The organism is Halalkalibacter lacteus, from assembly GCF_036663595.1.
Taxonomy (GTDB): Bacteria; Bacillota; Bacilli; order Bacillales; family Bacillaceae_D; genus Halalkalibacter; species Halalkalibacter lacteus.
This window is the reverse complement of the sequence record NZ_JAWRVL010000018.1, coordinates 13,516-25,349: the sequence shown is the minus strand read 5'-3', so window position 1 is coordinate 25,349 and position 11,834 is coordinate 13,516. Positions and strand designations below refer to the sequence as shown.

The window sequence follows — 11,834 nt, the reverse complement described above, 5'->3', positions numbered from 1 at the left end:
CATGAGGTTATTAACATTAAATTGTCATGCGTGGCAGGAGGATAATCAGCTAGATAAAATAAAAAGTTTAGCGAAAACGATAAAAGAAACATCATATGATGTGATTGCACTACAAGAAGTAAGTCAGTCAATTAATGAGGCAGACATTGATGGCAACGTTAAAAAAGATAATTATGTTTTGGTATTACTGAACGAATTGAAAGAGCTTGGTGTAGAGGATTATGATTATGTGTGGGATTTTGCGCACATTGGATTTGAAGTTTATGAAGAAGGTCTTGCGATTTTAACAAAGCATAAAATTGAAAAGAGGCACTCGTTCTTTATTTCTCAATCTGAAGATACAAACTATTGGAAGACAAGAAAAATTGTGGGTGCGACCATCCTTTATAATAATAAGCCGGTTTCTTTTTATTCATGTCATCTTGGATGGTGGGAAGATGAAGAAGAACCTTATACTAAACAAGTAGATGCGTTACATTCATTTGTGCAAACGAATGAACAGTTCTTCTTAATGGGAGACTTTAATAATGATGCTACTATTAAAGAAGAAGGTTATGAGTATTTACTTAACAAAGGACTTTTTGATACGTATCATTTAGCTGAAGAAAAAGATAAAGGGACAACAGTAGAGGGAAAAATTGCTGGTTGGGATAAGAACAAACAAGATTTAAGAATTGATTATATTTTTACCAATTCAAAAATTGAAGTGAAAAAATCAAATGTCATTTTCAATGGTTTCAACGAGCCAATTATTTCTGACCATTTCGGCTTGGAAGTCGAGACTGCTCTATAACAATTCAAACACTAAAGGGTCTGACTCCGACTAGTTAGCATAATATATTGAGGTTGAGGATTTTTACTAACGTCATATATTTTATACTAGGGGGGAGACCTTTTATCTCATCTTGCACCAACTACTTAAATATCTTAAAATGAGCATAAGTAAAGAGAGTGCAGTAAATAGGAGGCAAAAATGAACAACCATCAGGAGCAAATTGAAAAAGCAAATAAAGAAGTTGCAAAATTAAAAGAAAGCGTTAGCAAGCATGAATGGAACTTGCAGTACCATGTCATGCCACAGGCCAATTGGATGAATGATCCAAATGGGTTTTCCTTCTTTAAAGGTGAGTACCATCTTTTTTATCAGCATCATCCGTTTGGTCCTAAATGGGGCCCAATGCACTGGGGGCATGTAAAAAGCAAAGACCTTGTCAATTGGGAGCACTTACCAATTGCTTTGGCACCGAGTGAAGAGTATGACAAAGATGGCTGTTTCTCTGGTAGTGCGATTGAAAAAGATGGAAAGCTCTATTTAATGTATACGGGGAATGTTTGGATTGATGGAAAGCTGGATGAAGATTTAAAACAAGTTCAGGCATTAGCAGTGAGCGAAGATGGGATTCATTTTGAAAAGTTAAAAGAAAATCCAGTTATAGCGGAAACACCTGAAGGAGATATCAATACGTTTCATTTCCGTGATCCAAAAGTTTGGAAACATGAGAATACATATTATGTTGTTTTAGGGTCAAAAACGAAAAAGAATACTGGTCAAGCATTATTATACCGCTCGGATGACTTGATAGATTGGGAATACGTTTCTATTATGGCAAAAGGTGAAGGCAATTTCGGTTTTATGTGGGAGTGCCCGGACCTATTTGAGCTTGATGGAAAAGAAGTTTTGGTACTGTCTCCTCAAGGGGTGAAGCCAGAAGGAAATGATTATCATAACCTTCATCAGGCAGGCTATGTCATTGGTCAACTGGAGTATCAAACAGGTGAATTGCAATATGGTTCCTACTATACATTAGATCATGGTTTTGATTTTTATGCACCGCAAACAATGATGGATGAAAAGGGAAGAAGAATCCTCATTGCATGGATGGATATGTGGGAAAGTGAAATGCCGACACAACAGTTTGGTTATTCCGGCGCTATGACCATTCCAAGACTTGTGACAATGAGAGATGATCGGTTGTATACTTTGCCTGTTCCTGAGCTAGAAGCCCTTCGTGAAAAAGAGGTTCAATATACAGATGTAGTGATCGAAGGGGAAGAGTCACTAGAAGGTGTTCACGGAGATTGCATAGAATTAAAGGTAACAATGAATGTTAAAGATGCTACTATATTTGGTTTGAAACTGAGAGTGGATGAGGCTACTGAGCAAGAGACGGTATTATCTTTTGACAAAGGAGAAGGAATCGTGACACTTGATCGAAATAAGTCAGGTAAAGGGCCAGATGGGGTTCGTAAAACTGAAGTTACGATGCTGGAAATCGTTCACCTTCAAATCTTCATCGATAAATCGTCTATTGAAGTGTTTATAAATGAAGGAGAAAAAGTGATGAGCAGCCGAATCTTTCCTACGAATGAGGCGACAGGGATTACGTTTTTTGCGGATCAGCAGATGAATATTGAGAACTTGAATAAGTGGCATTTAAAACAAGCCATTAAATAAAAATTCACATTATATGGATGACTCAATTGATTAATCATGAGTCATCCTTTTTGTTGAAATTTGAAAGGAGAAATCAAGAGTGTCGATGGGCTATTTAGAACAAATTGTCGAGCACAATTAGGGAATTAATCATAGAATGTTAACTCAAATGTCGGTTAAACAGTCTATATGTTAATCTCTCCACTCGTTATCTTCTCATAAATTCGTAAAACAGATTCGTCTTTTCTTTTTGACTCAAACATAAGATCAACGTGTCTTGACCCAATTAAGTTACTAAATTGTACTAAATCATCTTCCAATATATAGTCATGATGAGCGGGGTCTGTTATCGAGTTTCTTCCCGAACTTATATGCATTTTGGGACGTCCAATGTTTTGCCATGATTGAAAAATAATGTCTAGTGTAGTTTCTAACTCTAGATCGGTAGAGGGATTACATTTATTGTGATGAAAATCAAAACAGATTGGAACTTGTGTCATGTTGTAAATATCGATAACATCGCTAATTGTAAAAATCTTATCATCGTTTTCTAATCGTAGTGTCGCCTTTATTTCACTTGATAAATGGTTGTACGTAGCAATAAACCTTTTTTTGGCCTCTTCTTTATTCCCGTAAGCTCCTCCAACATGTAAGATCATGTCTGTTCCATTCACTAGTCTTAGAATTTTGTTGTGATATTCTAAGTCTAAAATTGCTTTTCTCACAATTTCAGGGTTTGTTGAATTTAGAATGCTAAACTGACCTGGATGCATAGATAGTCGCATCTCATGTTTCATACAAATGTTTCTGATCCGATCGGTTATGATAAGGACATCTGGATCTTTGTCCCATTTCCAAGTCATTATGTCATGAGTTGCAAAAGGAACTAAGTCGCTGCTCATTCGATAAAAGAAAATGTTATGTTCTCTATTCCATTCAAGCACTTTCCTTACTTCATTAAAATTATGTAGCGTGAGTTCTTTTATTTTTTGTAAGCCCTCTATTTCAACTGTCTTTAAACGGCATGTTCTAAATCTAGAAGGGAGAGACAAATTAATACATGCATATCCGATTTTCATTATTAATGGTTACCTCCAGTAAAAATCACGAGCACATTACATAGTTATTCTTGTAGTATGCCCCTAAAATGAATCGAAATGTAGTGGGGCTTAAAATGAGCATGATAGCTGATTTTATTTTATTCGTGTAGGAGGGAAAAATTTGCTTATTTCAAAAAAAGAAAAAAGATAAAGAAAAATTCTCTTCAATGTGATAAGATAAAGTTAATTAATTAAATTAATTAAGTATCGAAGTGATAATAAAACAACATTGCAGGAGGTTCGATTTCAATGGCGATTTTAGTAACTGGCGGGGCTGGATATATTGGCAGTCATACGGCGCTTTATTTACAAGAAAAAGGTGAAGAAGTTATTATCTTGGATAATTTAGAAAAAGGACATGCTGATGCTATATTAGGTGCGCAGTTATATAAGGGTGGTCTGCGAAATGAGAATGTACTGGATGAGATTTTTCAAACTCATCACATTTCAAGCGTAATTCACTTTGCTGCCAATTCTTTAGTTGGTGAAAGTGTAGAACAACCTCTAGAATATTATGATAATAATGTCATCGGTTCGTACACACTCGTTAAGAAAATGGTTGAACATGATGTGAAGAAAATCGTATTCTCCTCAACTGCAGCAACGTATGGTGAGCCGAAATCAATCCCTATATTAGAAAGTGACCCGACGATCCCTACAAATCCATATGGGGAAACAAAACTAGCTATTGAGAAAATGCTGAAGTGGGCTGACGATGCTTATGGCTTAAAATCAGTGTGTTTACGCTACTTTAATGCAGCAGGTGCTGATCCGTTAGGAAGGATAGGAGAGGATCATACCCCTGAGTCTCATCTCATTCCAATTGTTTTGCAAGTCGCATTAGGCCAACGTGAAAGCATTAAAATTTTCGGTGATGATTATCAGACCGAAGACGGAAGCTGTGTTAGAGATTATATTCATGTCATGGATTTAGCACAAGCACATTTTCTCGCTCTTAAAAAATTAGAAGAGTCAAATGAAAGCGGAATCTATAATCTCGGCAATGGCAAAGGATTTTCTGTTAAGGAAGTAATCGACGTATGTCGGACAATTACTGGAAAAGAAATTCCAGCGGTGGTTGCAGAAAGAAGAGCTGGTGATCCAGCAACATTAATTGCGTCATCACAAAAGGCAAAAGAACAATTACAATGGAAGCCGCAATATCCAGATTTAGGAGAAATCATCTCTCATGCATGGAAATGGCATCAAGCTAACCCACATGGCTATATTAAGGAACGTAGAATATAACTTTAGTTTTGTTTTAAAAGTATAATAATAGAAAAAACGTGCTATATATACCAGCTTTATATTACATTTTTGAATGAGGTGTCATCATTGGAGAACATAAAAAAAACATTTATCGAAGTATTTAAAGAAACCGATCAATTACGTGCTTTTTTTGCCCCGGGACGAGTGAACTTAATTGGAGAACATACGGATTACAATGGGGGGCACGTATTTCCATGTGCATTAAGTATTGGTACATTTGCTGTTGCTAGGAAACGAAAAGATTCAAAAATTCGTTTGTATTCAATGAATTTTTCGGATAGAGGAGTAATTGAAACGTCACTTGAAAATTTAATGTATGTTGAAGAACATGATTGGGCTAATTATCCAAAAGGGGTTGTAGCTAAATTAATAGAAGCTGATGCCTTAATTCTTACTGGTTTTGATGTTGTATTTAATGGAACCATTCCAAATGGAGCTGGGTTATCTTCTTCTGCTTCTATTGAATTAGTTACAGCAGTTATGATAAATGAAATGTTTCAACTTAAGATTGATCAAGTTGAATTAGTAAAACTTGCTCAAAAAGCAGAAAATGAATATATTGGAGTTCAATGTGGAATTATGGATCAGTTTGCGATCGGTATGGGGAAGAAAGATCATGCAATCTTACTTGATTGTCAGACACTTGAAGCTACATACTCTCCTATTAAATTAGAGGATATGTCTTTAGTTATTATTAATACAAACAAAAAAAGAGGGTTAGCTGATTCAAAATATAATGATAGAAGAAGTGAGTGTCAAGAGGCGTTAACGTTACTTCAACAAGTTGTTAGCATTGAGTCACTTGGGGATTTATCGATTGAAGAGTTTGAGAAACACAAGCATGTTATTAAAAATGACACAGTTCAAAAGCGTGCAAAACATGCCGTTTCTGAAAATGAACGAACTGTACTTGCAGTCGAAAAATTAAACGCTGGTGATGTTGCAGGCTTTGGGAAACTAATGAATGAGTCGCATATTTCTTTACGAGATGATTATGAAGTGACAGGGCAGGAACTTGATGCACTTGTTCAAGCTGCCTCGGACGCGAAGGTTGTTGGGGCAAGAATGACAGGTGCAGGATTTGGTGGATGTACAGTAAACTTAGTGCACAAGGAACAGCTTGCTGATTTTATTGAACGGGTCAGTTTACAGTACGCTCAGCAAACTGGACTAAAGGCAGACTTTTATACGGTAGAAATAGGAGATAAAGCAAAAGAAATTACTCTCTAGCTGATATACGGGAGGAAAGACAATGCCAACAATCAATATATATGAACAAATAGATCGGCTTATTCAGTACGGTCTTCAAAAAAATCTAATTACACCATTTGATGTCGACTATGTCTGTAATCAGCTATTAGCGATATTTGATTTAGATGATAGTGAAGAAGTGGTCGCGCAATCTGAAGAGCTTGAATCACCCCAACCGATTTTAGATCAAATGTTGGATTGGTCTTATGATAAAGGGATTCTAAAAACAAATACGATTACGTACCGTGACTTACTTGATACACAAATTATGGATTGCCTTATGCCGCGGCCATCTGAAGTCATTCATCAATTTCAGTCACGTGATAATGTAAAAGAGGCAACTAACTATTTTTATCAGTTATCAAAAGACTCTCACTATATTCGAAAAGATCGAATTGCTAAAAATGAGCATTGGTATAGTGAAACAGAATATGGAAATTTAGAAATTACAATCAATCTATCAAAGCCAGAAAAAGATCCGAAAGCGATTGCAGCAGCAAAAGGGATAAAACAGTCTTCTTATCCAAAATGTTTATTATGCAAAGAAAACGTCGGGTACCGGGGAAGGGTGAATCATCCCGCAAGACAAAATCATCGTATCATTCCTGTTACATTAAGCGGTGAAGCTTGGTATTTTCAATACTCACCATACGTGTATTACAATGAGCATGCCATTTTGTTTTCAAGCGAACATAAACCAATGGCAATCTCAAAAGAAGGTTTCGATCGATTATTGCATTTTGTCGAACAATTTCCTCATTATTTTGCCGGAACAAATGCTGATTTACCAATTGTTGGTGGGTCGATTTTGTCACATGATCATTTCCAAGGTGGTAATCATGAATTTCCAATGGCGATGGCAGACGTAGAAGAATCATTCTCTGTTTCACGATTTGCAAATGTTGAAGTAGGGATTGTCCGTTGGCCAATGTCTGTTATCCGTTTACGTGGAACCGATCGACATGAAGTTTCCGCTTTAGCAGAAGAAATTTTAGTAAACTGGCGTAACTATTCTGATGACAGTGTTTCTATCTATGCATTTACTGGTGATGAGCCGCACAATACGATTACCCCTATTGTTCGTTTTAAAGAAGGGAAATTTGAAATGGACTTAGTTCTTCGAAATAATCGGACGGATGGATTACACCCATTAGGGATTTTCCATCCTCATGACGAAGTACACCATATTAAAAAAGAAAACATCGGTTTAATCGAAGTAATGGGTTTAGCAGTATTACCAGGACGCCTTCAAGTGGAAATGGAAGTATTAGCAACATATATGTTGGAGGAGGACTTCGCTTCACTTGCTAGTAATGATGACCGAACAAAAAAGCATGTAGAATGGGCGACTAGCATTAAAGAAAAATACCAAGATCTAAACGAGGGTACGATTCATGAAATACTGCAACTTGAAATCGGTAAAGTATTCTCAGTCGTATTAGAGCATGCTGGTGTGTATAAAAGAACAGCGGAGGGAAAAGCGGCGTTTGTTCGATTTATTCAAAGTATTTAAGAAAAATAAGCGATTGTCTACCATATTTGAGGATTTTTCTTTCTTCTAGAAAAACAAGCTAACAGCAAATTTATTGATTAGTTTGTTTAGTGAACTGAAGGCCTAACACCTTATTTTTACAGGTTAGGCCTTTTTGTTTATAGATGATTGAAGCTCTATTTTATCTGTGAATATAATAAAACAGACAACTTTTATGTAACGAGTATAACTATTGGTCTCCATTCTTTAGTTAGGTGGTAACTAACTAATTTGACTTTTAGGGAGGTACTCCTTTTTTCATGTCTTGAAAGCCTTGCGAGACTAAGGATTCAAATTATGAAATTAATTCAATCATAAAAACAACAAATTTTTCTGGACATTTTCCTGACTTAACTAATATAATAAAACAAATAAGTTTAGTCGGAATTGGTGTTTGGAGTGTTTATGATGACTTTTGAAATAGGTTTTGTGATATTCGTTGTAGTAGGAATGTTGATTTGCCTAATTAAAGAAATAGCTAGACCGGATTTTATTGTTTTTTGTGCATTAGCCGTTCTTCTTTTAACAGGGATCTTATCTCCGGCAGATGCGTTAAGAGGATTTTCGAATGAAGGAATGTTAACAGTAGCACTTCTTTTTATTGTAGCTGGAGCAGTTAAACAAACTGGAATGTTAAATCATATTGTAACAAGGTCAATGGGGACTGGTAAAAGTCATAGAAAATCTCTTGTGCAAATGATGATTCCTGTATCAACGTTGTCTGCCTTTTTAAATAACACACCAATTGTTGTAATGTTTACTCCAGTTATTCGAAAATGGTGTAAAGAGAGAAATATTTCACCGTCAAAGTTTTTAATTCCTCTATCTTATGCAACTATATTTGGTGGGACCTTGACGTTAATAGGTACTTCTACAAACCTAGTTATCCATGGATTCATGCTAGAAAATGGAATGGGTGGCTTCTCGATGTTTCAACTAGCCATAGTTAGTCTTCCTGCTGGTTTACTAGGGATTTTATACATGGTGACAATTGGCTATAAGCTATTGCCGGATAGAAAAACTTCGGAGGAATCCTTTGAGGAAAGCTCTCGCGAATACTTATCAGAAGCTCTAGTAGAACCGAACTCACCGTTGATCGGAAAGACAATTGAAAAAGCAGGATTAAGAAATTTACAAGGACTTTATTTAATAGAACTTATAAGAAACGGAGACCGGACAGCCCCAGTACCTTCGTTTATAAAATTAAAAGAAAACGATCGTTTGATTTTTACAGGATTGTTATCAACGATAGTAGAATTACAAAATATAAAAGGATTACGAGTCGAGACAGGAACGAACTTGAAGTTAGAAAGTCTGCAAAACGGAAGTGCTTCGCTAGTTGAAGCTGTTGTTTCCCATCAATCTTTGTTAATTCAACAAACGGTTAAAGAAAGTAAATTTCGTAGTAAATATGATGCTGGTATTGTAGCCGTTCATAGAAATGACGAAAGAATTAACAATAAAGTTGGAGATATTAAATTAAAGGCAGGAGATACGTTACTCCTTTTAGCAAATAAGGATTTTGTCAATAGGTGGTCTAATTCAAGAGATTTTTATTTGCTTTCACCGATTGAAGATCCTGAAATTGTTGATCCTAAGAAATCAATTATCGCGATCACAACATTAATTGTTATGATACTTCTTGCAGCCTTTAGCATTATACCAATGTTCAAAGCTGCGGTATTAGCTGTTGTTACTCTTTTTGTAACCAAGACAGTCTCATTCGAAAGTGCGCGAAAATATATCCAGTTTGATGTACTGCTATTAATAGCTTGTGCTATTGGGGTCGGTATAGCATTAGAGCAAACTGGTGCTGCTACTTTGATAGCTAATCACTTTGTGCAGATCACAAAGGGTGCTGGTGTGATTGGAGCCATTATCGCTGTTTATTTTCTTACAACGTTATTTACAGAAATTATTACGAACAATGCAGCTGCTGTGTTAATGTTCCCGATATCTCTTGCTATTTCAAATCAATTGGAAGTTGACCCAATGGCTTTTTTTGTAACAATTGCCATTGCAGCATCAGCTAGTTTTGCGACCCCTATCGGTTATCAAGCTAATTTAATCGTATATGGACCTGGTGGGTATCGTTTTTCTGATTATTTGAAAATAGGAATACCACTTAATATTCTTTATTTAGTTGTTACAGTTGTCATTGTTTATTTTGTATGGATTGTCTAAAGAATATCGTAAAAAGAGAGGTTAGTATGTTATAAAAAGAATCTTAAATTCAAGTGAATTTAAGATTCTTTTTATATTCTATAAATTTAATGCGCTTACATCAAGTCAAAATAGTATACCGTTTTAGTCAATCCTGTCACTATTCTACACCTCTTATTATCACTATAATGAAATTAAGAAAGCGATTACATTAATTCGAGGCGGTGACAACACATTGGATACAACGTTAGAAACAAATAAGTCGAAAGCGAATACAGAAGTAAAGAAAGTCGTGAAAAATAACAAAAGGATGAAGAAATTTTTATCTTACGCTGCGTTTGTTGGACCGGCCATTTTATTTTTTATCGTCATTCAAATTATCCCATTTTTTATGGGGATTTATTATTCCTTTACTTCTTGGAATGGAATTAGCTCAGCAACTGAATGGGTAGGACTTGAAAATTACAAACGAATCTTTACAAATGATGAAAGGTTCTTTGATTCATTCTTGTTCACAACGAAATTTATGTTTGCTGCTGTTGCAATTAGTAATATAATAGGTTTTTCCTTTGCGTTAATTTTAAATTCCGCATTAAAGACCAGAAATATATTACGGACTGCCTTTTTTATTCCAAATGTTATTGGGGGATTATTGCTTGGATTTATCTGGCAATTCATCTTCGTAAGAGGGTTTGCGGCAGTTGGAGAGTTAACGAACATTTCCTTTTTTCAACAGGCATGGCTAGGAGATGCGCAGACGGCCTTTTGGGGAATTGTCATCGTTTTCGCATGGCAAATTAGTGGGTATATGATGGTCATTTACATTGCTGCGTTGCAAGGTGTCGATACATCCCTATTAGAAGCTGCGAAAATAGACGGCGCTAATGCGTATACGTTATTAACAAAAATTATTATTCCATTAATACTACCTGCCTTTACGATTTGTTTCTTTCTAACAATATCAATGGCATTTAAGATTTTTGATTTAAACTTATCTTTAACAGGTGGAGGTCCATTTAACTCAACTCAATCGGTAGCCATTAATATTTATCAAGAAGCATTTACAAACAATAACTATGGATTAGGATCAGCAAAATCAATCTTATTCTTTGTTGTTGTAGCGATATTTACAACCGTACAAGTGATGTTCACGAAAAAGAAGGAGGTTGAGGCATAATGAACAAAAGGTATACGAAAAAGACATTTGTATTAGAAGTCTTTGCGATATTACTCGCTCTCATCTTCCTTGTACCGTTTTATTTCGTTATTGCTAATTCACTAAAAGGGTTTTCTGAGATTCTTATTGATGCTGCAGCGTTACCTAGTGAATGGTTATTTTCTAATTACGTGAAAGTGTGGGAGATTCTTGATTTCCCAAGAGCTTTTTTCAACTCACTTGTTATTACCGTTTTCAGTAATATAGGACTTGTTGTTATTAGTTCAATGGCAGCTTGGAAAATGGTTCGCACACCAGGGAATTTCAGTAAAATTTTATTCGTAATCTTCGTATCCGCAATGGTGATTCCATTTCAGACGGTTATGATTCCACTTGTAAAACTTGGTGGAATGCTCGGGATTATGAATAGTATCCCAGGGATTATCATTATGTACTTTGGCTTCGGTGTTCCGCTTTCCTTATTCCTTTATCATGGATTTGTGAAAACCGTACCTATAGAGGTGGAAGAATCTGCTCGGATTGATGGATGTAGTCAATTTGGTCTGTTTTGGAGAATAGTATTTCCACTATTAAAGCCAATTACTGTTACAGTGGTCATTTTAAATACATTATGGATTTGGAACGACTATCTATTGCCACTTCTTGTTTTACAGGATGGGTCGCTTAGAACGATACCACTTGCAACAAGCTCTTTCTTTGCTCAATATACAAAACAGTGGGATATGGGGCTTGCAGCATTAGTACTAGGGATTACGCCAGTCGTTATTTTCTTCTTGTTTTTACAGAAGCACATCATCAAAGGAATTGCTTCAGGATCAATTAAGTAATTTATTGTTTACAAGTTTTGTGGCTAGCGCTACAAAAGATTAATATAAGCAAGTAAAAAATAGGGGATTAGGGAGGCAATTG

At 35.7% G+C, this 11,834-nt stretch carries 9 protein-coding genes; 8 read left to right on the top strand and 1 reads right to left on the bottom strand.

Annotation, left to right across the window (positions count from 1 at the left end):
* Position 1: 1 nt before the first annotated feature.
* Both SAZ04_RS13765 and SAZ04_RS13760 read left to right on the top strand, forming a co-directional pair.
* Positions 2-793 carry an endonuclease/exonuclease/phosphatase family protein gene (locus SAZ04_RS13765; RefSeq protein WP_332696062.1) on the top strand — a complete coding sequence of 264 codons (792 nt, stop codon included), beginning with the start codon at positions 2-4 and terminating at the stop codon, positions 791-793.
* A 180-nt stretch (positions 794-973) separates the two neighbouring features.
* The gene (locus SAZ04_RS13760) at positions 974-2,455 is read left to right on the top strand and encodes a glycoside hydrolase family 32 protein (protein WP_332696060.1); all 1,482 of its coding nucleotides are present in this window, start codon (positions 974-976) and stop codon (positions 2,453-2,455) included.
* A gap of 164 nt (positions 2,456-2,619) precedes the next feature.
* Here SAZ04_RS13760 and uvsE read toward each other — a convergent pair whose 3' ends face one another.
* Complete coding sequence (uvsE, locus tag SAZ04_RS13755; protein ID WP_332696058.1) at positions 2,620-3,513, bottom strand: UV DNA damage repair endonuclease UvsE; 894 nt, start codon at positions 3,511-3,513, stop codon at positions 2,620-2,622.
* 270 nt (positions 3,514-3,783) lie between these two features.
* Between uvsE and galE the strand changes: the two genes are divergently transcribed.
* The 6 genes from galE (at position 3,784) to SAZ04_RS13725 (ending at position 11,752) form a co-directional block, all read left to right on the top strand.
* Positions 3,784-4,782, top strand: coding sequence for a UDP-glucose 4-epimerase GalE (galE, locus tag SAZ04_RS13750; protein WP_332696056.1), 999 nt, complete (start codon positions 3,784-3,786; stop codon positions 4,780-4,782).
* 87 nt (positions 4,783-4,869) lie between these two features.
* Positions 4,870-6,033 (top strand): galactokinase, encoded by a 1,164-nt coding sequence (locus SAZ04_RS13745; RefSeq protein WP_332696054.1) that lies wholly within the window; start codon positions 4,870-4,872, stop codon positions 6,031-6,033.
* Between the two features lie 22 nt (positions 6,034-6,055).
* Positions 6,056-7,567, top strand: coding sequence for a UDP-glucose--hexose-1-phosphate uridylyltransferase (galT, locus tag SAZ04_RS13740; protein ID WP_332696052.1), 1,512 nt, complete (start codon positions 6,056-6,058; stop codon positions 7,565-7,567).
* 423 nt (positions 7,568-7,990) lie between these two features.
* Positions 7,991-9,769: an SLC13 family permease gene (locus tag SAZ04_RS13735; RefSeq protein ID WP_332696050.1), complete on the top strand. Its 1,779-nt coding sequence runs from the start codon at positions 7,991-7,993 to the stop codon at positions 9,767-9,769.
* Between the two features lie 289 nt (positions 9,770-10,058).
* Positions 10,059-10,925, top strand: coding sequence for a carbohydrate ABC transporter permease (locus SAZ04_RS13730; protein WP_332696164.1), 867 nt, complete (start codon positions 10,059-10,061; stop codon positions 10,923-10,925).
* On the top strand, positions 10,925-11,752 hold the full coding sequence (locus tag SAZ04_RS13725; RefSeq protein WP_332696048.1) for a carbohydrate ABC transporter permease: 828 nt from the start codon (positions 10,925-10,927) through the stop codon (positions 11,750-11,752). The genes SAZ04_RS13730 and SAZ04_RS13725 overlap by 1 nt, the downstream gene beginning before the upstream one ends.
* Positions 11,753-11,834: the final 82 nt, after the last annotated feature.